The organism is Bacteroides sp. MSK.20.82, from assembly GCF_019052485.1.
Taxonomy (GTDB): domain Bacteria; phylum Bacteroidota; class Bacteroidia; order Bacteroidales; family Bacteroidaceae; genus Bacteroides; species Bacteroides thetaiotaomicron.
In genome coordinates this window covers 71451-93396 of sequence record NZ_JAHQUN010000021.1, presented here as the reverse complement: position 1 = coordinate 93396, position 21946 = coordinate 71451, and the positions used below count along the sequence as shown (strand labels likewise).

Annotated in this window: 20 protein-coding genes; all 20 read left to right on the top strand. The window is 38.4% G+C overall.

Annotated elements, in window-relative coordinates; translation table 11 throughout:
• The first annotated feature begins 43 nt into the window (after positions 1 to 43).
• The 20 genes from KTR07_RS17020 to KTR07_RS16920 all read left to right on the top strand — a co-directional run bounded on the left by KTR07_RS17020 (position 44) and on the right by KTR07_RS16920 (position 21929).
• Complete coding sequence (locus KTR07_RS17020; protein ID WP_016267353.1) at positions 44 to 1207, top strand: polysaccharide pyruvyl transferase family protein; 1164 nt, start codon at positions 44 to 46, stop codon at positions 1205 to 1207.
• A gap of 88 nt (positions 1208 to 1295) precedes the next feature.
• Positions 1296 to 2393 (top strand): Coenzyme F420 hydrogenase/dehydrogenase, beta subunit C-terminal domain, encoded by a 1098-nt coding sequence (locus KTR07_RS17015; protein ID WP_254306558.1) that lies wholly within the window; start codon positions 1296 to 1298, stop codon positions 2391 to 2393.
• Between the two features lies 1 nt (position 2394).
• The gene (locus KTR07_RS17010; RefSeq protein WP_016267355.1) at positions 2395 to 3840 is read left to right on the top strand and encodes a lipopolysaccharide biosynthesis protein; all 1446 of its coding nucleotides are present in this window, start codon (positions 2395 to 2397) and stop codon (positions 3838 to 3840) included.
• A gap of 60 nt (positions 3841 to 3900) precedes the next feature.
• Positions 3901 to 5121 (top strand): O-antigen ligase, encoded by a 1221-nt coding sequence (locus KTR07_RS17005; RefSeq protein ID WP_070750706.1) that lies wholly within the window; start codon positions 3901 to 3903, stop codon positions 5119 to 5121.
• Between the two features lie 6 nt (positions 5122 to 5127).
• A complete protein-coding gene (locus KTR07_RS17000) occupies positions 5128 to 5709 on the top strand; it encodes a serine O-acetyltransferase (protein WP_217315465.1) in 582 nt (193 codons plus the stop codon).
• 15 nt (positions 5710 to 5724) lie between these two features.
• Positions 5725 to 6885: a glycosyltransferase family 4 protein gene (locus tag KTR07_RS16995; RefSeq protein ID WP_070750708.1), complete on the top strand. Its 1161-nt coding sequence runs from the start codon at positions 5725 to 5727 to the stop codon at positions 6883 to 6885.
• Between the two features lie 531 nt (positions 6886 to 7416).
• Positions 7417 to 8556, top strand: a complete 1140-nt coding sequence (locus tag KTR07_RS16985) for a glycosyltransferase family 4 protein (RefSeq protein ID WP_011107353.1) — start codon at positions 7417 to 7419, stop codon at positions 8554 to 8556.
• 21 nt (positions 8557 to 8577) lie between these two features.
• Positions 8578 to 9768 carry a glycosyltransferase family 4 protein gene (locus KTR07_RS16980; RefSeq protein ID WP_011107354.1) on the top strand — a complete coding sequence of 397 codons (1191 nt, stop codon included), beginning with the start codon at positions 8578 to 8580 and terminating at the stop codon, positions 9766 to 9768.
• A gap of 572 nt (positions 9769 to 10340) precedes the next feature.
• Positions 10341 to 10676, top strand: a complete 336-nt coding sequence (locus tag KTR07_RS28455) for a sugar phosphate nucleotidyltransferase (RefSeq protein ID WP_309491559.1) — start codon at positions 10341 to 10343, stop codon at positions 10674 to 10676.
• Between the two features lie 313 nt (positions 10677 to 10989).
• On the top strand, positions 10990 to 11583 hold the full coding sequence (locus KTR07_RS16970; RefSeq protein ID WP_011107355.1) for a sugar transferase: 594 nt from the start codon (positions 10990 to 10992) through the stop codon (positions 11581 to 11583).
• A 27-nt stretch (positions 11584 to 11610) separates the two neighbouring features.
• Positions 11611 to 12885, top strand: coding sequence for a DegT/DnrJ/EryC1/StrS aminotransferase family protein (locus KTR07_RS16965; protein WP_070750710.1), 1275 nt, complete (start codon positions 11611 to 11613; stop codon positions 12883 to 12885).
• A gap of 222 nt (positions 12886 to 13107) precedes the next feature.
• Positions 13108 to 14061 (top strand): polysaccharide biosynthesis/export family protein, encoded by a 954-nt coding sequence (locus tag KTR07_RS16960; protein WP_011107357.1) that lies wholly within the window; start codon positions 13108 to 13110, stop codon positions 14059 to 14061.
• A 12-nt stretch (positions 14062 to 14073) separates the two neighbouring features.
• Entirely contained in the window at positions 14074 to 16512 is a 2439-nt protein-coding gene (locus KTR07_RS16955; RefSeq protein ID WP_070750712.1) for a tyrosine-protein kinase, read from the top strand.
• A gap of 156 nt (positions 16513 to 16668) precedes the next feature.
• Positions 16669 to 17187 carry an HU family DNA-binding protein gene (locus KTR07_RS16950; protein ID WP_011107359.1) on the top strand — a complete coding sequence of 173 codons (519 nt, stop codon included), beginning with the start codon at positions 16669 to 16671 and terminating at the stop codon, positions 17185 to 17187.
• A 34-nt stretch (positions 17188 to 17221) separates the two neighbouring features.
• The gene (locus tag KTR07_RS16945; protein ID WP_008765124.1) at positions 17222 to 17314 is read left to right on the top strand and encodes a smalltalk protein; all 93 of its coding nucleotides are present in this window, start codon (positions 17222 to 17224) and stop codon (positions 17312 to 17314) included.
• A 230-nt stretch (positions 17315 to 17544) separates the two neighbouring features.
• A complete protein-coding gene (locus KTR07_RS16940) occupies positions 17545 to 17970 on the top strand; it encodes a SoxR reducing system RseC family protein (protein WP_008765125.1) in 426 nt (141 codons plus the stop codon).
• Positions 17971 to 17976: 6 nt separating this feature from the next.
• Positions 17977 to 18858 (top strand): Fe-S cluster domain-containing protein, encoded by an 882-nt coding sequence (locus KTR07_RS16935; protein ID WP_008761242.1) that lies wholly within the window; start codon positions 17977 to 17979, stop codon positions 18856 to 18858.
• A 24-nt stretch (positions 18859 to 18882) separates the two neighbouring features.
• Entirely contained in the window at positions 18883 to 20220 is a 1338-nt protein-coding gene (gene rsxC, locus KTR07_RS16930) for an electron transport complex subunit RsxC (RefSeq protein WP_008761243.1), read from the top strand.
• Between the two features lie 6 nt (positions 20221 to 20226).
• Entirely contained in the window at positions 20227 to 21219 is a 993-nt protein-coding gene (locus tag KTR07_RS16925; RefSeq protein WP_008761244.1) for an RnfABCDGE type electron transport complex subunit D, read from the top strand.
• Complete coding sequence (locus KTR07_RS16920; RefSeq protein ID WP_070750716.1) at positions 21216 to 21929, top strand: RnfABCDGE type electron transport complex subunit G; 714 nt, start codon at positions 21216 to 21218, stop codon at positions 21927 to 21929. The genes KTR07_RS16925 and KTR07_RS16920 overlap by 4 nt, the downstream gene beginning before the upstream one ends.
• Positions 21930 to 21946: the final 17 nt, after the last annotated feature.

Genomic DNA, 21946 nt, shown 5'->3' with positions numbered 1-21946 from the left:
TTCTGCCTGACGGAGCAAATTAATAATAGTCAAATTTTAAACAATGAAAAGAGTTGGATTATTAATAGCTTATAAAAATCCAAATTATGGCACTATGCTTCAGGCATTTGCAACTCAATATATTGTTGAGTCTTTAGGGTGTGAAACAGAGATAATCGATTATACTGCAGATCGTTTTAACAAACATTATCCGCTTGATTTGGGCTTGTTTCGTTTTTTGATTGATGCTTATCAAGAAAAGAAGAAAAAGGCAGCACGCACAAAATTTAATGATGCAACTTTTCAAAATAACATTGCGAAAAGAAAAACTTCTTATGTAGAATTCATACATCGAAGATTACATAATATAAAGGAAGTTTCAGGTTTTTCAAATCTCTGTAAACTAGGTTCTGAATATGATGCTGTTCTTATTGGTAGTGACCAGAAATGGCATCCTGGATTCTCATTTGGAGTTGATTCTTCATTCCGTTTTGTGCCCAAGAGCGTTCGAACAATATCTTATGCAACTAGTCTTGGTGTTTCAGAATATCCAAAGAGCTATTGGAGAACATCTCGTAAAGCTTGGAGCAGGATAGACTATCTTTCTGTACGAGAAAAAACAGGAGCAGATATTATTTCAAAAGTATGTGATAATAATATTCACGCTGAGGTTGTTGTTGATCCTACCTATCTAATATCTTGCGAAGATTGGAAAAAGATTTTTCCAGTTGAAAAGAAATTTGAAGATAAGTATATTTTCTGCTATTTCTTAGGAAATGATGAAGAGTCAAAGAAATGTGCTCGTAGATATGCTAATTTGAAGGGCCTCAAACTTGTATCAGTAGTTAGTAACGAAAGTTATTCAGAAATAGACCAGGAATACGCAGATTTTCTAATGACAGGTGAGTCTCCAGACAGTTTCGTTAATTGGATAAGGGGGGCAGAATGTGTGTTTACAGATTCTTTCCATGGTACAGCATTTTCTATAATGAATGAAAAGCAGATATATGTGTTTTATAGGAAGAATACTGGAGTAAAGTTACAGCGTCATTCTAGAATCGATGATATCCTTTCTCTTTGGGAGATTAAATATAGATTAATTACAGATAAGCATAGGGAATGGGATAGTTATCAGGAACAGCCAATCGATTATACACTTGTTACCCAAAAGGTTCAATCAGAGCGCGAGAGATCAATGAAATTCTTGAAAGCAGCATTAACTTTTTAATATGTTGACATCCGGTTTATATCAAAGTAAGAATCAATGCTGTGGCTGTGAATTATGTTCTTGTGTCTGCCCGAAGAATTTAATTAGAATGCAACCAGATGACGAAGGCTTTCTGTATCCATATATAGAGACAGATGAGGGGTGTATACATTGTAATAAATGTATAAAAATCTGCCCAATGAAGTCCTCTAATCGAAATGATATTGTATTGAAAGCTTCGTTTGGCGGGCAAACGCGAGATATTGATGGAACGAGATATAGTTCTTCTGGAGGCTATGCAACGGCCATCAGTAAGCAATTTATTTTGGAAAAGGGTGTTGTTGTTGGTGTACGTTATTCTTCTGATTTTTCAAAATCGGAATATGCAATAGCAGAAACTATTGAGGAATTAGAACAGTTTAGGACTTCTAAGTATATTCAAGCTGAGAAGGGTGGTATCTATCAAACGATAAGAAATATAAAAAGGAAAAAAATATTATTTATCGGTCTGCCATGTGAAGTTTCAGCTCTGTATAATTATTGGGGGCGTAACACAGATAATTTATATTCTATATCTTTGGTGTGTCATGGACCTACGACTCCTAAGGTGCAAAATCTTTTTGCAAGTAAATTAAAAGAAAATAATAATTCTCAGATAAAGTATTTCTCCGTAAGATATAAAGAGAGTGGTTGGAAACCATATTATATTTATGCCGATTTTGAAAATGGGAAACATCATCAAGAACTTTTTAAAGGAAGTAGTTATGAGATTGCTTTTCAGTATCTGAAGCGACCTTCATGTTCTTCTTGTAGATATAAACTTGGTGATCAAGAATTCGGACTCGTATCTGATTTAACACTTGGTGATTTTCATGCTGTAGAAAAAAATATGCTCCAATATAGTCCTTGGGGGGTATCACAAGCGAGTGTTCAGTCGGAGAAAGGTGAATATTTGATTGATCTTGCAAGAAGGCTATGCAATGTTGAGTTCATTCCTGAAAAATATATAACTAAATATAATTATGCATTTCATCATCCTGTAGCTCAGAAGACAGGTAGAGAATCTTTTAAGCGTATACTTTTACGGGAGGGATTAGATTGTGCAGCAAAGAGTTTGCTGGTGCAAATCCCTACTTGTTATATTAATGCAAAAAGGAGAATAATATCATTCCTCTATAATGTAAAATCATATCTTATATCAAAGTAAAATGGGGAAAAGCTTAAAAAGCGTTTTTTTATCTGGAACAATGTGGACAGCTGCCGAAAATGTTATATTTACAGTATTAGGTATTGTACAATTGGCAATAACTAGTAGAATATTGTCTTCAACTGATTTTGGTGTCTATGCTATTGCTGTGTTTTTTACTGGCCTTGGAACAATTGCGTTTTCTATGGGATTAGGCCCAGCTTTAGTTCAGAAGAAAGGAGATATTAAAGACTATTTGGATACGGCTTGGTCTGCGAATTTATTAGCATCAATAGTAGCAACAATAGTTTTGGAATTTTTGATATTTCCAATATGCACTTATTATTACCATAATGAGGAAGGAGTGCTTCCATCTATGGTTATAATGTTAAGTGTTATATTCTCAGCAGGACAAAATCCTGCAATAGCATATTTTCAGAAGGAGATCAAATTAAAGAAATACTTCTATCTTAAAGTTTTTCCAAAAATTCTTAGTTTTGTTCTCGTTGTAGTTAGCGTGTACTACATGAAGTCTTATTGGGGATTAATTATTGCACTACTATCAGAATATTTGTTTAGGCTAATATATTCATTCTTTGTTTATCCATATAAAGTTAAGTTTGTTATTGACAAAGATAAATTTTATGAGCTATATAGATTTGGGGGGTGGTTGCAGTTGAAAAATATCACGTCATGGTTTGCTACTAATATTGATGTTGCTATAGTCGGTAACGTTTTGGGTACAGCATCTCTTGGATTGTATAATCGTGCTCAAACAATTGCAGGTTATCCAAGAACTTTCGTTACAGGTGTGATTGATAATGTCGCCTTTCCACTTTATGCTCAGATAACAGACGATAAATCTAGGGTCGACCATGTCCTTAGTCAAATTCAGAATATTGTCATGTATCTTCTTTCCATGATGTGTATTGTGGTTGTGCTTTATGCAAAGCCTATTGTTCTTCTTGTATTGGGCAGTACTTGGGTGGAAATGGTTGAACCGTTTAAAATAATATTTGTATCATATGTTTTTCAAACTTTGTTGTTTTCATTTAATCCATTATTGAGAGCTTATGGCTTTACAAAACAGGAATTCAGATTTTATACAATCAAAATGTTAGTGATGATAGGGCTTCTTTATCCTCTCACTTATTGGTATGGTCTTATTGGTGCTGGCATTTCTATTCTTCTTGCTGTGATATGTGTATTTCCTTATTTGTTTTACACTATTAAGAAACTTACCCATGTTGAGTTGAGACAAATCTTCTATTCTTTTGGAATTTCTCTCTTTGTTTCATTTATTACAGTTGGTGTTTTTATGTATATACCAGATTTTGATGGTTTTTGGTGGGTGTTAGAAATGTTTATAGCAATAACTTTTGCGTCATTCTTTTATTTTCTTCTGGCTTTAATTCTTAAGAAAGGACCTGGGCTCGCTATATTGTCGCTTACTCACCTTAAAAAATAAGTTGTTGATTCAAGATCACTATATAACTGTTTGTTAATAAACAGGAGATTGCTAGAATATATGAAAATATTATTTTATTACTTATTATACTTGATATTTTTAATATCATCAATTCTTTATGGGTCTTTATATATTGGCCCTGTTACCCCCAGACAAATAATGTCTGTTGTTATGATAGTCGTTTGCATAAAGGAGGGTTATCTTTTTTTTGATAAATATGCAAAACTGTATTTTGGATTTGTGTTCTTTTATCTTGTCGCTTGTTTCTCTACAGGAGGTTTTGATATAGCTCTTAGAAATTTATTAAGTTATTACTTGGTTGCATTTGTAGGATATCAGTCAACTCGAATGATAATTTCAAAATATAGGGGGGCAAGGTTTGTTTTGTTATCTTTGCTTTCTATTTTTTTCGTTGATGCTGTCGTTACTTTAATTCAAATGTGGCAGCGGCCACTTTCATATATCATACTTGATACTTTAAATATTACAGCTGCTGATGAACTTTTAGAGAGAGCTGAACTCCGTGAGATGGATACTCTAGCAGGTCTTGCGGTTCCGGGCATTGTTGGCTCCGTATTAAATGGATATGTACTTGCAGTTTCGTGTGCTTTGATATTTTATAATAAGAGTGCTCGTTTAAAGTTCTGGAATATAATATTGTTAATGTTTTTTCTTGTTTCAGTGTTCGTTGTACAAGAACGAACTGCTTTGTTTGCTGCAGGCTTTGTTTCGATATTAATGATTGTTAAGTTAGTCGGTAGTTCTGAAGAGAAAAACAAAGTCAAATGGATATTTTTTTTTATAGCTATAATATTAATAATTGTATTTGGTAGACCATTATTTTATGACAGTATTTTGGATGATGGATTTAGATATAGTGAATCGAGTTTCAGTATCAAAGAGGATGCTCGAAGTCATATTTGGTCTGAAGCCTGGGATTTTATTCAATCAACTCCAGTAGGCGGTATTTTTTATTATACTAACACTCACATTAAAATGCCTCATAATTTTTTTCTCAACGCTTTCATTTATGGTGGTATATTCGGTGGTTTGTTCCTTATCACTTTGTTTGTAGAACAAATGATAATTGTATTAAAAATACTAATCCAAAAGTTATCTGCGAATAATATTCTATCTCTAGTATTTGCTGGGGCCTACTTGGCATATAGTATTAATACAATGACTCATAATAGTTCTTTAGCAGATGGAAACCTATTGGTATGGTTATTATGGGGGGCTATTATTTCAACTCGTAATGGTATTAATAATATTAAGAAATAGTGTTTTATGATAAAAAATATTACTGATCTGCGTTATTATCATGAAAGTGATAGATTGGCCTGTAATAAAAGTGCAAAAGTGTCATTACGAGAAAGAATTCTTAGTTTCTTAGCACCTGATTATATTTCGGAATTCTTAAGAGAATTACGAATTGTTGAATATCTGTCCAATTGTTCTAATAGAGGAATTATGGGGAGGGCATTTCTTTTTTATCATCGATTAAAATTAAGAAAAATTCAATTGCATCTAGGTTTTTCTATACCTATTAATGTTTGTGGTCCAGGATTGTCCATCGCTCATTATGGTTCTATTATTATTTCAAGTAAAGCTAAGATTGGACGTAACTGTAGAATTCATTCATGCGTCAACATAGGGGCAAGTAGAGGCAAAAACGGTGCTCTCATAATTGGGAATAATGTGTATATTGGCCCAGGGGCAATATTGTTTGGTGATATAACTATTGCTGACAATGTAAGTATAGGAGCTAATGCAACTGTAAATCGCTCGTTCACTGAGTCAAATGTTGTTATTGCTGGGACACCAGCAGAAATTGTTAAAAGAAATGTTCCTGCATGGAATGAAGTATAATTTATTTGTATAGTAATGAATATTTGTATTGTATCAACTGATTATCCTGCTCCATCTCATCCAAAATATGTTTTTGTTGAGCAGTTGGTAAATGAAATGGTTAATCAAGGGGTTGATATATCTGTTATCGCTCCTCAAAGTATAACACGCCATTTACTAAAAGGAGACCCTCTGCTAGCAGTGGATTCTGAAAAGAAAATTGGTAATCGAAGTTATCATATTTATCGTCCGAAATATTTAACCCTTGGAAATGCTCCAAGATGGATACAAAACATATTAGAATGGTTAAGATATAAAGTCATCTTGAGAGTAATCACAAAACATAATTTAAAGCCCGATGCTATTTATGGCCATTTTTGGCAAAATGCTTTTGATATTAGAAAGTATTGCTATAAGAATGGTACACCATTGTTTGTTGCTTGTGGTGAAGGAGATACAGCATTGGAGGATCTTGTCAATTCGTTATCTTTTGCAGAAAAGAAAAGGCTTTCCAATGCGGTAACAGGCGTCATAAGTGTATCAAGTCTTAATAAAAGGAAGTGTATAGAATATGGGTTGTCAAAAGCTGAGGATATTGTTGTTCTTCCTAACTCTGTAAATTCTTCTCTTTTTTCTGATATAAATCCTCTTAATAGGAATTCACTTGGAGTTTTTGATGATGATTTTTTAATTGTTTTTACCGGTGGTTTTATCCATCGTAAGGGGGCTTCTAGACTTGCTGCTGCAATTGATAAGATTGGTGATAAAAGGATAAAAGTTATTTTTATAGGAAAGCCAGTACCAGGAGACGATGCGACACCTCATTGTAATGGAATAGTTCATATTGGAGCATTAGAACATGATGATATCCCTTCTTATCTCAGTGCTGCTGATGTGTTTTGTTTACCTACTTTGAATGAAGGCTGCTCTAATGCTATAGTAGAGGCCATTGCATGTGGACTTCCTATTATATCTTCAAACTTACCATTTAATGATGATATATTAGATAGTTCTAATGCTTTACTAGTAAACCCAGAAAGTGTCGATGATATCGCTTCTGCTATTAAACAATTAATGGATAATTCTGATTTAAGACAAAAGTTAGCAGAAGGATCTAAAGAAAAGGCTAAATCATTACGGATTGAATTTAGAGCAAAAAAAATAATTGAATTTATAAATAGACAGATGCAAAAGTAATCGATAAATGAGAGATTTTATTAGTAGCTTAATACATTTCTTTATTGAAATAAAAATATGGACACCGTGTCATATGCTGAAACGACTATGTTGCAAATGTTTTATGAAGAAATCCGACATGCTAAGTTTTATATTCAGGAATGTAGACATTTGAAGTCTGCAACGTATTACAATTGATAGAAATTGCAATATTTACAAATAACGTGTACTTGATGGACGAGCGATTTTACAATCAGTGATAATGTTGATATAGTAAATATTCTTGCGTTTGACCGGCGTGAAATGATTATAATAGTTCTGATTAAACTCCTGTCGCGAGTAACGTTACTATCGAAGATTATGTATGGATTGCTTCAAGAATAACAATTTTGCCAAGTGTAACAATAGGAAGAGGCGCAGTTGTTGCATGTGGCATGGTTGTAACAAGAGATGTTCCTCCTTTGGTTATAGCGGGGTACCTTCTAAGATTATTGGACGGCGAAAAGATAATATGAAATATAAGTTAGGCGATCGCCTATGGTTTAAATAAATATGAAATATTTGTTAGTTGATTTGTCGGGAAAGGTCGATAATTATGACAAGGCTTTATACCAAGCATTAGAAAAAGAATTGTCGAATGAAAAATCATCAATACAACTTTTGATTCCTGGTCATGGTTTAATTAGACTAATCCCTAATAAATTCAGTCAAACTGAATTTATTGTAAAGAGATTAATAAAGGCATTGGAGGGAGGGATTAATTACATTTACTTGCTTTTACATGTTGCTTTTAAGAAAATTGATACTATTCATTTCCAATGGTTACCTTTTGTTGAAGTAGTTGGTATAGAAAAATATATTCTTTATTTGCTACATGTACTATCACCTCAAACGAAGGTTATTTTAACGATACACAATATTTATCCTCATGGTGTGAAAAGTATGAGCGATAGCGGAAAACAAAAATATAAGAAGAGGTTTCGTGATACTTGCAGGAATATAGATAACATCATTGTTCATACGGAGTCATCTAAAATGGAAGTAATCAAAGAATTTGATTTTGTTCCTGATATTATCAGTATTGTTCATCATGGAGTTTTTATTCCTAAGATTAGGATCTCCAAGAAAGAATTTTTGCAAAAAAATAAATATGTTATATTACAGTTTGGTTTGCAAACCTATTATAAAGGAACTGATATTTTAGTTGATGCAGTTAACTTATTGCCTGCTGAATATAGTGAAAAGATTGAAACTAGAATAGTTGGTGGTGTCGGTGAAAGCTATTTACAGGAACTTAAAGGTAAAGATTCTAACTCCCTTATTCATTGGAAATCTTACTTTTTGTCTAATGATGAACTTTATGAAGAGATAAATAATAGTGACGTTTTAGTCCTTCCTTATAGAGAAATATCACAAAGTGGCGTTCTGTTGTTATCTATTTATTTTGAAAAAAATATAATCTGTTCGGACTTACCTTCTTTTGTAGAAACGATTCATGGTGATCAGGACAATTCGTTGGATCATGATTTTTTCTTCAAAAATAATGATCCGTCTTCTCTATGCGAATTACTTATGCGCTATATTGATAGTAATATTAATAATGAGAAGATACAATACAGGATTAAGCATCTGAAGAATTTGTATTCATGGGAGAATGCAGCTAAAGCTACTATTAGTATATATAGAAAATAAACAATTATTAAATATACAGAAATGAAAATTGCATTATTGACACAATACTACAAACCAGAAATGGGTGCACCTCAGAATCGTTTGTATGAAATGATTCATGGTCTTAAGGAATGTGGTAATGAAGTATGCATAATCACAGGTATGCCCAATTACCCTATGGGGAAGATATTTGATGATTATAGAGGTAAGATTACATGCACTGATCAAATAGATGGTGTAGAGATTAAAAGATATTGGCTCTATGCATCAAATACAAAGAAGGTGATTCCTAGAATTTGGAATATGGTATCTTTCTCATTTATGGTGCTATTCTCTTTACGCTATCTGAAGAGTAAGCAATTGGATTATTTAATAGTTGAAAGTCCTCCTTTGACGTTAGGGCTTGTTGGAAAATGGTTAGCCAAGCACGCACATTGTAAATTTATTGCAAATATCTCTGATATTTGGCCTTTGTCTGCGAAAGAATTGGGTGCGATATCAGAAGGAAAGCTTTATCATATTCTTGAGAATCTTGAGCATAGAATTTATAAGGGGGCTTATATTTCTATGGGGCAATCTCAGGAGATTGTTGATCATATTGCTTCCCACGGTGGCAATAAAACCTATCTGTTTCGGAATGGAGTAGATCCTACAAGATTTGCAGATATTAAGGTGCATAAGATTAATGATGGAAAAGTTAGATTGGTTTATGCTGGTTTGCTTGGATTCGCTCAAGGGGTTGCTGATATCTGCAAGTCCATCAATTTTGCTGAGATGGGTATGGAATTTCATATTTATGGTTCAGGTGGCGAGCAGAAGGAGATTGAAGCATTTATAGCTTCTCATCCCAATAATGGTATTATATATCATGGTGTCGTTGCTAGAGAAGAATTACCTTTTCGATTGAAAGAGGCTGATATGACGCTGATTCCGTTAGTCAAAAATATCTATGGAGCAGTTCCTTCTAAAATTTATGATTCTATGGCTGCAGCTTTACCTATTATGTTTGTTGGAGAAGGTGAGGGGGCCCGTATTGTGAAGGATAACAATATCGGATTGGTGGCCCATTCTAAAGACTATGAAGGATTAAAAGATAATATTAAGTATGCAGTATCTCATCCTGAGGAAATGAAAGTGATGGCAAAGAACTGCGTTGATTGTGCTGAGAATAAATTCAATCGTCCTAAACAAATCTTGTGTCTAAACGATTACTTGAAGGATAATCTTAAGTAAAATATTAAGCTATTTGAAAAGACGATTTCCAATAAATGGAATTAATAGTTAGGAAAAATCTGCTCCTAGCATTATTATGAGTATCTCTTTTTAGGCAGGATTTTAACAGATTGCTTACATTTCAATTGAATGCAAATGAGTGGAATTATTGGTTTGATTTTGCTGTTGATCATGGAGTGCAAGTTTTTGCTCTTGAGGCTATTAAAGGAAGAATATTAATAAATGCGAGCAATTGTGTAGACGAAGTCTTAACTCTGTCATTAATGAAATAACCAGCTAGCCTAATATTGTTCAACAGAATTTTAGACATAGCATCAAAAAACAACTTAGGGATTTGCAGCTAATCTTAGCTGAACCTGTTGTACGCAATGTAGTTCCTTGCATTGTTTGGATTTGCTGGAGTATCTGTAAGGAAGAAGCTAACGCTAACTTGTTGTTACTCCTACAGATGTAATAGTGATGAATCGAGAGGAGTTCAGGCGTGTTATAAAGAATGCGCTAATTTATACAGAGAAGAACAATGATATCGTAACTATCAGTATCAAGCCATTTTGTCTTGAAACTAGTTATGGATATGTCGAGTCTTCCTTAGGGAGGAGAAGATTCATAGCGTAAATGAATTCAAGGAGAAGCCAAACCTTGAAACAGCAAAGAAATATCTTGTTGCTGGCAATTATTTTTGGAATACAGGTATATTGGTATGGAGTGCCAATACCATTACAGAATGCATTAGTAAGTATAAACCAAGTATTGTAGAGGAGATGGATGCTATTATTGCCTCAGAAGTTTCAGAAATTTCAAAGGTTCGAGAGATTTTTCCGAATGTAGAAAAGGTCTCTGTTGTTTATGCAGTCATGGAGCCTGTATCCTGTATCAAAGGTTGGTATGGTATATATTCATCCTGCTGATTTCGGATGGAGCAATCTTGGTAATTGGGCTTCGTTACATGATAAACTTCAAAAAGATGAATTTATAATGGCGCAATTGGTAACATTTACGTGTACGAATGCAAGAATTATGTGGTTTATGTAGAAGATACAAATAAGGTTGTGTTTCAGGGTTTAGATGGATATATTGCCTCTGAGAAAAATGGTTATATTCTTATTTGTCAGAGAAGTGAGGAACAGAGAATTAAAGAGTATAAAGGTTATGATAGGGTAGTACGGAGGACATAAGCCTATGATTCGATGTTATTGCCTGTGAGAATGAATAATAAGTTATATGAAACGATTATTTGATATAGTAGCGAGTGGAATTGGGCTTGTGCTGTTGGGCCCATTGTTTTTAGTCCTTGCCATTTGGATCAAGATGGATTCAAAAGGCCCTGTGTTCTATCGTCAGGTGCGTGTAGGCAAGAACAATAAGAATTTCCGTATTTTAAAGTTTCGTTCCATGCATGTAGGGGCGGACAAAGGATCATTGGTGACTATTGGTGGGCGTGATTCTCGGATTACACGCTCTGGGTATTACATCCGCAAATATAAGTTTGATGAAATACCTCAATTAATCAATGTGCTTATCGGCGACATGAGTTTGGTAGGCCCTCGTCCTGAGGTTCGCTATTATGTGAATTATTGGACTTCAGAGCAGATGCACGTGTTGGATGTACGTCCAGGTATTACAGATCCTGCAAGTATCAAGTTCCGTAATGAGAATGAACTGATGGAAAAGGCTGAGGCCCCAGAGGATTACTACATCAATGTGATTATGCAGGAGAAGATCAAGCTTTACCTGGAGTATGTTGAGAACGCTAGTTTTTGGTATGACATTAAGCTGATCTTTATGACATTCAAAGTGATAATTACTGAAAGATAAACAATAACTTTTAAAACATACAGTAAAATGAGTACTGATTTAAAAAAAAGGAACGTGTTTTTCAGTCCTCCAGATATGACGGAAACTGAAACGAGATTGGTAGTAGAGGCTATCATGAGTGGTTGGATTACTACTGGTCCTAAGACAAAAGAATTTGAGAAGAAGATTTCGGCATACGTACATACTGATAAGACTGTATGTCTGAATTCTGCAACAGCTGCTATGGAACTTGCGCTTCGTCTTATTGGAGTGGGGCCTGAGGATGAGGTAATTGTGCCTGCATATACTTATACGGCTAGTGCAAGTGTGACTCAGCATGTGGGGTGCCACTTAGTGATGGTAGATAGCAACGAGGAAAACCAGCAGATGGATCTACAAAAGTTGGCTGAGGCTATCACAGAACGTACTAAGGTGATTGTGCCTGTTGATCTAGGTGGTGTGGTATGTGAGTATGACAAGATTTTGGAGATCCTTGAGCAGAAGAAGGGTTTGTTCCGTCCTACTAATGAATTACAGAAGAAGATTGGGCGTGTGATAATCAGTTCGGATTGTGCTCACGCTTTTGGTAGCGAGTGGAAAGGTAAGATGGCTGGTGAGATTGGAGACTTCTCTTCCTTCAGTTTCCATGCTGTTAAGAATTTGACTACGGCAGAAGGTGGCGCACTTACTTGGCATCTACCATTTGGAAACGAACCTATAATAATGGATATAGATACTACTATTCCTGTCTTCGAGGGAGAGACATGGAATGAATTTCTGTACCGCAAGTGCCAGTTGTTCAGTCTCCATGGACAGAACAAGGATGCTTTGGCAAAAACTAAGCTCGGATCATGGGAGTATGATGTGATTGGCCCTTGGTATAAATGTAATATGACCGACATCATGGCTTCGCTTGGTTTGGCTCAGATGGAGCGTTACGATACAATGCTTCAGAAACGTCAAAAGTATGTAGAGCGTTTCAATGAGGCTTTTAAGGAACTGAATGTGGCTGTTCTCGACCATAAAGGGGCTGAGCATTGTTCAAGTCATCACCTTTACATCATCCGTTTGTTAGGCAAGACTCGTGAGCAGGTGAACGATGTTATCACTAAGATGGCAGAACGTGGCATCGCTACCAACGTGCACTACAAGCCGCTACCTATGATGACTGCCTATAAGACTCTCGGTTTCGACATTAAGAACTTTCCCAATGCCTACAAGATGTTCGAGAATACAATGACACTTCCACTTAACACTAAGATGACAGAGGAGGATGTAGAGTATGTTATCGAGAACTTCGTAGATATCGTAAAGTCCCTATAATCTCATTTAGATTCTCCAATGAAAAAAGTAGTAATAGGGGGATTATGTGCATACTTCTTTTAGGTACAGAGGACAGATAAGACAAGATGTGAGTTTTTGAGTTCAATAATTAATGGAAAAGATGATTGATAAAGATTTTCCAAAAGGGTTATTAACTCAGGCGGCTGAATTGCCATCCTTGCGTTGTAATTATGACTTATGTAATTTGACACATTACAATGAATGCTGAATGCTTTGCAGGCACAAACGGAAGTGTCTATTTATCAATATGAAAATACTGGAGAAGCTGTAACGTGTCTTGCAGGTAAATTGGAAGAAGTTATCTATGGAGGAGTAAATAAAATTTATAATTATAGTATTAAAAACAATAGAAAGAAATATATGAAGAAAATGAAACAACTAGGCTATTGCCTATTGGTAGCTTTTCTGTTAACAGCCTGCCAGTCTTACAAAAAAGTACCTTACTTGCAGGATGCAGAAGTAGTACTGTATAGTACCCAGAATGAACAACTGTACGATGCAAAGATTATGCCAAAGGATTTGTTAACCATTGTGGTGTCATGTACTAGTCCAGAATTGGCGGCGCCTTTCAATTTGACTGTTGCAACGCAGAATAATATGGCCTTGAATTATGCCACCACTCAGCCAGTCTTACAACAGTACTTGGTGGATAATGAAGGTAATATCAATTTTCCAGTGTTGGGTGAACTACATGTGGGTGGATTAACGAAGAAAGCAACAGAGCAAATGATTGTGGAAAGGCTGAAACCTTATATAAAAGAAACTCCTATTGTAACAGTACGTATGGTGAATTATAAGATTTCCGTAATCGGCGAAGTTGCCCGTCCTGGTACGTTCACGATTTCTAATGAAAAAGTGAACATTCTGGAAGCTTTAGCTATGGCAGGAGATATGACTGTATACGGTTTGCGTGATGATGTTAAGCTGATACGGGAGAACGCCAATGGTAAGCAGGAAATTATTCCGTTGGACCTGAATAAGGCGGAGACTATTCTTTCTCCTTATTATTATTTGCAGCAGAATGATATCATCTACGTGACTCCTAATAAAGCGAAAGCACGAAATTCGGATATCGGAACTAGTACAAGCTTGTGGTTCTCTGCTACTTCAATCCTTGTTTCTATTGCCAGTTTATTGTTTAACATCTTGAAATAAAAAGAAAGGGTTATGAAGGAAGAAAATCAAAACGTGAAGGAACGTGAATTGACTGAGGATCAGATTGATTTCCGAGCGCTTCTTTTTAAGTATATTATTCATTGGCCCTGGTTTGTAGGGGCAGTGTTGCTATGTTTTGTTGGCGCGTGGTTTTATTTGCATTGGGCTACCCCCATTTATAATATTTCCGCCACTGTTCTCATAAAAGACGAGAAGAAGGGTGGAGGTGCAGGACTTTCTTCGGAATTGGAGGATATGGGGTTAAGTGGTGTGATGACTTCTTCTAAAAATATTGATAACGAGTTGGAAGTTTTACGTTCGAAAACACTCGTAAAAGAGGTTGTTAATCAGTTGGGATTGTATATAACTTATAAAGATGAGGATGAATTTCCTGCTAAAGGTTTATATAAGACTTCTCCGGTGCAGGTGAGTCTGACATCTCAGGAGGCTGAAGAATTGAATGTACCAATGATGGTGGAGATGACCTTACAGCCTGAAGGTAGTATGGATGTGAATGTGACTGTAGGTGAGAAGGGTTATCAGAAGCATTTTGAGAAGTTGCCTGCTATCTTTCCGACTGATGAAGGCACGCTGGCCTTCTTTCAGGCGGCTGATTCGGTAACTTTACAGGATGGAACGAAAGTTCCTCGGATAGAGAAGAATATACGCCATATAACTGCGACAATAAACAAACCGATGAGAGTGGCAAAAGACTATTGTAAAAACTTGTCTATTGCCCCTACTTCTAAGACTACTTCTGTAGCCGTAATTTCGTTGAAGAACTCCAGTTTGCAGCGTGGACAGGACTTTATCAACCAGTTGCTTGAAATGTATAATCGCAATACGAACAATGATAAAAACGAAATCGCTCAGAAGACGGCGGAATTTATTGATGAACGTATTGGCATTATCTCAAAAGAATTGGGTAGTACGGAAGCTAATCTGGAATCTTTCAAGCGTGATGCAGGTATCACGGATTTGACGAGTGAAGCTCAGATAGCCTTAGCTGGTAATGCTGAGTATGAAAAGAAGAGCGTAGAGAACCGTACTCAAATCAGTTTGGTGAATGACTTGCGTAAGTATTTGCGAGGCAATGAATACGAAGTCTTGCCGAGTAATGTAGGTTTACAGGATGCTGCCTTGATTGGAGCCATTGAACGTTATAACGAAATGCTTATTGAGCGTAAACGCTTGCTACGCACATCAACAGAAAATAATCCCACGATTGTGAATCTAGATACGAGTATCCGTGCTATGAAAGCCAATGTACAGGCTACCCTTGAAGGAACCTTGCAGGGACTGATGATTACCAAAGAGAGCCTTGACCGTGAAGCGAGTCGTTATTCCCGTCGTATCAGCAACGCTCCGGGTCAGGAACGTGCTTATGTGAGTATTGCCCGTCAGCAGGAGATCAAGGCAGGATTGTATCTGATGTTGTTACAGAAACGTGAAGAGAATGCTATTGCGCTTGCTGCCACTGCGAATAATGCGAAGATCATTGATGAAGCGATAGCTGATGATATCCCGGTATCTCCCAAACGCTCTATGATCTATTTGATTGCATTGATGCTTGGTGTTGGAATTCCGGTTGGTATCATCTACTTGATTGAACTGACGAAATTCAAGATCGAAGGTCGTGCCGATGTGGAGAAACTAACGAGTGTTCCTGTTGTCGGTGATATTCCATTAACTGATGAGAAGAATGATAAGAATGGTTCTATCGCTGTCTTCGAGAACAAGAATAATCTGATGAGTGAAACCTTCCGTAATATTCGAACCAATCTTCAGTTTATGCTCGATAATGATCAGAAGGTGATCCTTGTGACCTCGACTGTCAGTGGTGAAGGAAAATCGTTTGTTTCGTCGAACCTGGCTATCAGTCTTTCTCTTTTGGGAAAGAAAGTGGTGATTGTCGGACTCGATATTCGTAAGCCAGGGTTGAATAAAGTATTCCAGCTCTCTAATAAGGAGAGAGGTATTACTCAGTATCTTTCCAATCCTGAGACGGATTTGATGGAACTTGTTCAACCTTCTGATGTGAATAAGAATCTGTTTATTCTTCCGGGTGGTACTGTTCCTCCTAATCCAACGGAACTGTTGGCTCGTAACGGTCTGGACAGAGCGATAGAAACCTTGAAGAAGAACTTCGATTATGTCATCCTTGATACTGCTCCTATCGGCATGGTAACGGATACCTTATTAATAGGTCGTGTAGCAGACTTGTCAGTTTACGTATGCCGTGCTGACTACACTCATAAGGCGGAATATACATTGATCAATGAACTGTCTTTTGAGAAGAAGCTGCCTAATCTTTGTACCGTCATCAACGGCGTAGACCTGAAGAAGCGAAAATATGGTTATTACTACAGCTACGGTAAGTATGGCAAACACTACGGCTATGGTAAACGTTATGGTTACGGCTATGGATATGGTCAAGATACAAAAAGATAAATATCTGAATATCTATGAATTATAACTTTTCTCAGAAAAAGAGCCCCGCAAGGGGCTTTTCTTTTTGTTATCTGAAATAAAAGCCTCACCTTTGCATTGTTGATCAACAAAACGTGAATAAAATAACTTGAATTTGAATCTTTAAAAAAACGTATTATGAGTGTAATTTACAAAGTTGTTACGCGACCATCTGACCCGCGTGTTCCCAATTCTCCCAAGAAATATTATCCGCATCTGATCACTTTAGGTCAGTCTGTCAATCTGAAATATATTGCGCAGAAAATGCAGGGCTATTCTTCTTTATCCATCGGTGATATCAAGAGTGTGATTCAGAATTTTGTGGAGAAAATGAAAGAGCAACTTCTGGAAGGTAAGTCTGTGAATATCGAAGGCTTGGGTGTATTTATGCTGACTGCTTGTTCGAAAGGGGCGGATGCAGCGAAAGATGTCAATGCTAAAAGTGTGGATAGCGTACGCATCTTCTTTCAGGCGAATAAGGAACTGCGTATCACGAAGACGGCTACCCGTGCAGATGAAAAACTGGATTTGATCAGTTTGGATGAATATCTGAAGAAGTTGAATGCCTCTGTGACTCCGAATGATCCGGATGATGGTGAAAATGGCGGTGGTGGAAATGAAGGAGGAGATGAGGAAGCCCCGGATCCGACTGTATAATCTGAAAAGCTTAAAAAGAAAGGAGGAAAAATCTATGAAGAAAACTTGGAGTGTAGTTTTGAAAGTAATCATTGCTGTAGCCGGTGCGATTGCCGGAGTACTGGGAGTACAGGCTGCATCATTGTAAGCAGCATTCAGTAAATAAAGTAATTGGTTAGATAAGACAGGCAGGCGGGAAGAACTTTCCCGCCTGCTTTGTTGTATGCTAAAATATCAAATAGTTGGCGTTACTTTTTCGTGTGCGATAACGAAAACACAAAAAATAACATTTTATTATGTAGAAAAAAATGAGGGAATGCTTCGTAGTTCACAAATAATGATTAAATTTGCCGCGATTTGTAATGTTGAGTTTGCAAAATGACGAATAATACTATAAAGCATCTAGGTATTGTGGAAAACATACAGGGTTCTCATCTGTCGGTGAGAATCGTTCAGACGTCGGCTTGTGCGGCTTGTAGCGCAAAAGGCCACTGTTCTTCGGCGGATAGTAAAGACAAAATCATAGATATAACGGATGTTACAGCTGCTTCCTATCAGGTAGGAGAGCGGGTGATGGTGATCGGCGAAACGTCGATGGGCATGATGGCTGTAACCCTTGCATTCATAATTCCTTTTGTACTTCTGATTGTTTCCCTGTTCGCATGGATGGCGTTGATAGGGAATGAACTGTATGCGGCTCTTCTTTCTCTGGCAGTTCTTATTCCTTATTATTTCGTATTGTGGCTCAATAAAACGCGAATGAAACAACATTTTTCATTTACTATAAAACCAATAAATAACTAAAACATTATGAATTTGATTCTGATTGCAGTGATTTCATTGGGAGCTATAGCGCTCGTGCTGGCCGCTATTCTTTATGTAGCTTCCAAGAAATTTGCCGTGTATGAAGACCCGCGGATTGCCCAGGTGGGGGAAGTGTTGCCCCAGGCAAACTGTGGTGGATGTGGCTATCCTGGATGTAGCGGATTTGCCGATGCTTGCGTCAAAGCCGGTTCGCTGGATGGTAAATTCTGCCCTGTAGGCGGTCAGCCTGTCATGGCACAAATTGCTGATATTCTCGGACTGGCAGCTACTGAAGCTGAACCGATGGTAGCAGTAGTAAGATGTAACGGAAGCTGTGCCAACCGTCCGCGTATTAATCAATACGACGGTGCGAAGAGTTGCGCTATTGCCGCTTCATTGTATGGTGGAGAAACAGGTTGTAGCTACGGATGCCTCGGATGTGGCGACTGTGTGGCTGCCTGCCAGTTCGATGCTATCCACATGAATCCTGAAACGGGACTTCCGGAAGTGGATGAAGCCAAATGTACAGCTTGTGGCGCTTGTGTAAAGGCTTGTCCGAAGGCGATCATCGAGATTCGTCCGCAAGGCAAGAAATCACGCCGTGTGTACATCTCTTGTGTGAACAAAGACAAGGGAGCCGTAGCACGTAAGGCTTGTACAGTGAGCTGTATCGGCTGTGGTAAGTGTGTCAAGACTTGTCCGTTCGAAGCCATTACGCTGGAGAACAACCTGGCTTACATCGATCCGAACAAGTGTAAATCATGCCGTAAGTGCGTGGAAGTTTGTCCGCAGAACACGATTATCGAGCTGAACTTCCCTCCACGTAAACCGAAGGCAGAAGAAGCACCGAAAACAGTTGCTGCAGAAGCTCCGAAGGTAACAGAATAATAACAGAATAAAATACAGAATTGTATGTTAAAGACATTTTCAATTGGTGGAGTTCATCCACACGAAAATAAATTGTCGGCACATCAACCTATCATCACAGCGGAAGTTCCTGCAAAGGCAGTTATTCTGTTGGGGCAGCACATTGGCGCACCTGCCAAACCGATAGTAGCAAAAGGTGATATGGTGAAGGTAGGCACGAAGATTGCCGAACCTGCCGGCTTCGTTTCGGCAGCAATTCACTCTTCTGTCAGTGGAAAAGTGGCGAAGATTGATACAGTAGTCGATGCGAGCGGTTATGCAAAACCTGCTATCTTTATTGATGTAGAAGGCGACGAATGGGAAGAAACCATTGACCGTAGTAAGACACTGGTCAAAGAATGTGAGCTTTCGTCCGAAGAAATCGTGAAGAAGATTGCCGATGCCGGTATCGTAGGTTTGGGTGGTGCTTGTTTTCCTACACAGGTGAAACTTTGTCCGCCTCCTTCGTTCAAGGCAGAATGTGTGATTATCAATGCGGTGGAATGTGAACCGTATCTGACTGCCGACCATCAGCTGATGCTGGAACACGCGGAAGAAGTCATGGTAGGTGTCTCCATTCTGATGAAAGCCGTGAAGGTAAATAAGGCATTTATCGGAATTGAGAATAACAAGCCGGATGCTATTGAACTGATGACGAAAGTTGCTTCCAGTTATGCAGGCATCGAAGTTGTTCCTTTGAAAGTGAAATATCCTCAGGGTGGTGAGAAACAGTTGATTGATGCGATTACCAAACGCCAGGTGGCAAGTGGTGCGCTGCCTATCTCTACTGGGGCAGTTGTGCAGAATGTGGGTACGGCATTTGCTGTTTATGAAGCTGTTCAGAAAAATAAACCGTTGTTTGAGCGTGTGATTACCGTAACTGGTAAGTCTGTGACCAAACCTTCCAACTTCCTGGCTCGTATCGGTACACCGATGAAACAGCTGATTGATGCTTGTGGCGGTCTGCCGGAGGATACGGGAAAAGTGATCGGTGGCGGTCCGATGATGGGTAAGGCTCTGGTGAATATCGAAGTTCCTACCGCAAAAGGCAGTTCCGGCATCTTGATTATGAATCAGAAGGAAGCCAAACGTGGTGAAGCACAAACCTGTATCCGTTGCGCAAAGTGTGTGAGCGCTTGTCCGATGGGACTGGAGCCGTACTTGCTCGGAGCTTTGTCCGAAAACGGAGATTTTGAAACAATGGAAAAAGAAAGAATCATGGATTGTATCGAGTGCGGTTCCTGTCAGTTCACTTGTCCTGCCAACCGTCCGCTGCTTGATTACTGCCGCTTGGGTAAGGGTAAAGTAGGAGCTATGATTCGTGCACGTCAAGCTAAAAAATAACGAAGTATGGAAAATAAATTAATCGTATCACTATCACCCCACGTGCATGGCGGAGACAGCGTACAGAAAAATATGTATGGTGTGCTGATCGCACTGATTCCGGCTTTTCTGGTGTCGCTTTATTTCTTCGGCCTGGGGGCTCTGATTGTCACGGCTACTTCGGTAGCAGCCTGTTTATTCTTCGAATGGGCGATCGTTAAATTCTTAATGAAGAAACCTGCTACAACCATTTGTGACGGTTCTGCTGTCATTACAGGTGTGTTGCTGGCATTCAATCTACCTTCCAATCTGCCTATCTGGATTATCATTCTGGGTGCACTGTTCGCAATCGGTGTAGGCAAGATGTCTTTCGGTGGTCTGGGCTGCAACCCATTCAACCCGGCATTGGCGGGACGTGTATTCCTGTTGCTTTCTTTCCCGGTGCAGATGACAACATGGCCGGTAGTAGGTCAGCTGACATCTTATATGGACGCTACCACCGGTGCTACTCCGCTGGCATTGATGAAACAGGCTATTCACGGCGATGCAAGTGCTTTGAGCCAGATACCTGATGCGCTGACTCTGTTTATCGGACAGAACGGCGGATGTATCGGTGAAGTAAGTGCGCTGGCACTGTTGCTCGGACTGGTATACATGCTCTGGAAAAAGATCATCACCTGGCATATTCCGGTTTCTATCATTGTGACTGTATTTGTATTTGCAGGCATTATGCACATGGTGGATCCCGAAAAGTATGTTTCTCCGATATTGCAACTACTCTCCGGAGGTCTGATGCTGGGAGCTGTCTTTATGGCAACCGACTATGTGACTTCTCCGATGAGCAAGAAAGGTATGCTGATTTACGGTGTTTGTATCGGTCTGCTGACGGTGGTTATCCGTCTGTTCGGTGCATATCCCGAAGGTATGTCATTCGCCATCCTGATTATGAATGCGTTCACTCCGCTGATTAACACCTATTGTAAACCTAAACGCTTTGGGGAGGTAGCGAAGAAGAAATGAAAAAGTTACAATCATCTTTAAAGAATATGTTGCTGGTACTTACGGGCGTTACAGCCGTTTCCGTAGCGTTACTGGCTTATGTGAACGAACTGACGACAGGCCCTATTGCCGAAGCGAATGCAAAGACGCTGAACGAGGCTTTGAAAAAGGTGCTTCCTGAATATACCAATAATCCGGTAGCCGAAAGCGATACTGTTTTCAGCGAGAAAGACGGAAAGAAAATCGTGGATTTCATTATCTATCCGGCCAAGAATGGCGAAAAGTGGGTAGGTTCTGCCGTTGAAGCCAAGTCAATGGGATTTGGCGGTGAACTGAAAGTGCTGGTGGGCTTTGATGCTGAAGGCAAGATTTATAACTACTCTTTATTGGCGCACGCTGAAACTCCGGGATTGGGTTCGAAAGCGGACAAATGGTTTGGAGCTTATGATCCTGCAAAGAACGAAAAACCGGTATCTCACGAAGAAAGTGCAAAGTCTATTTTGGGCATGAATCCGGGAGAGACTCCATTGGCTGTGACCAAAGACATGAATGGACAGGTAGATGCTATCACGGCTTCTACTATCACTTCACGTGCTTTCCTGAATGCGGTGAATGCTGCTTATCAGGCATATAAAGGCGGTGAGGTGGATACGAATTCCGGAGCTTCCCAGAAAAATGAACCGGCTGTTGCACCGGAAGGTGAAGCAGCTGCTAATGACACTAATAACTAAGAAAGGAGGAGACAGTT

Coding starts and splice junctions, on each gene's coding strand:
- KTR07_RS17020 (WP_016267353.1), top strand. CDS start 44: ATGAAAAGAGTTGGATTATTAATAGCTTATAAAAATCCAAATTATGGC.
- KTR07_RS17015 (WP_254306558.1), top strand. CDS start 1,296: ATGCAACCAGATGACGAAGGCTTTCTGTATCCATATATAGAGACAGAT.
- KTR07_RS17010 (WP_016267355.1), top strand. CDS start 2,395: ATGGGGAAAAGCTTAAAAAGCGTTTTTTTATCTGGAACAATGTGGACA.
- KTR07_RS17005 (WP_070750706.1), top strand. CDS start 3,901: ATGAAAATATTATTTTATTACTTATTATACTTGATATTTTTAATATCA.
- KTR07_RS17000 (WP_217315465.1), top strand. CDS start 5,128: ATGATAAAAAATATTACTGATCTGCGTTATTATCATGAAAGTGATAGA.
- KTR07_RS16995 (WP_070750708.1), top strand. CDS start 5,725: ATGAATATTTGTATTGTATCAACTGATTATCCTGCTCCATCTCATCCA.
- KTR07_RS16985 (WP_011107353.1), top strand. CDS start 7,417: ATGAAATATTTGTTAGTTGATTTGTCGGGAAAGGTCGATAATTATGAC.
- KTR07_RS16980 (WP_011107354.1), top strand. CDS start 8,578: ATGAAAATTGCATTATTGACACAATACTACAAACCAGAAATGGGTGCA.
- KTR07_RS16970 (WP_011107355.1), top strand. CDS start 10,990: ATGAAACGATTATTTGATATAGTAGCGAGTGGAATTGGGCTTGTGCTG.
- KTR07_RS16965 (WP_070750710.1), top strand. CDS start 11,611: ATGAGTACTGATTTAAAAAAAAGGAACGTGTTTTTCAGTCCTCCAGAT.
- KTR07_RS16960 (WP_011107357.1), top strand. CDS start 13,108: ATGCTGAATGCTTTGCAGGCACAAACGGAAGTGTCTATTTATCAATAT.
- KTR07_RS16955 (WP_070750712.1), top strand. CDS start 14,074: ATGAAGGAAGAAAATCAAAACGTGAAGGAACGTGAATTGACTGAGGAT.
- KTR07_RS16950 (WP_011107359.1), top strand. CDS start 16,669: ATGAGTGTAATTTACAAAGTTGTTACGCGACCATCTGACCCGCGTGTT.
- KTR07_RS16945 (WP_008765124.1), top strand. CDS start 17,222: ATGAAGAAAACTTGGAGTGTAGTTTTGAAAGTAATCATTGCTGTAGCC.
- KTR07_RS16940 (WP_008765125.1), top strand. CDS start 17,545: ATGACGAATAATACTATAAAGCATCTAGGTATTGTGGAAAACATACAG.
- KTR07_RS16935 (WP_008761242.1), top strand. CDS start 17,977: ATGAATTTGATTCTGATTGCAGTGATTTCATTGGGAGCTATAGCGCTC.
- rsxC (WP_008761243.1), top strand. CDS start 18,883: ATGTTAAAGACATTTTCAATTGGTGGAGTTCATCCACACGAAAATAAA.
- KTR07_RS16925 (WP_008761244.1), top strand. CDS start 20,227: ATGGAAAATAAATTAATCGTATCACTATCACCCCACGTGCATGGCGGA.
- KTR07_RS16920 (WP_070750716.1), top strand. CDS start 21,216: ATGAAAAAGTTACAATCATCTTTAAAGAATATGTTGCTGGTACTTACG.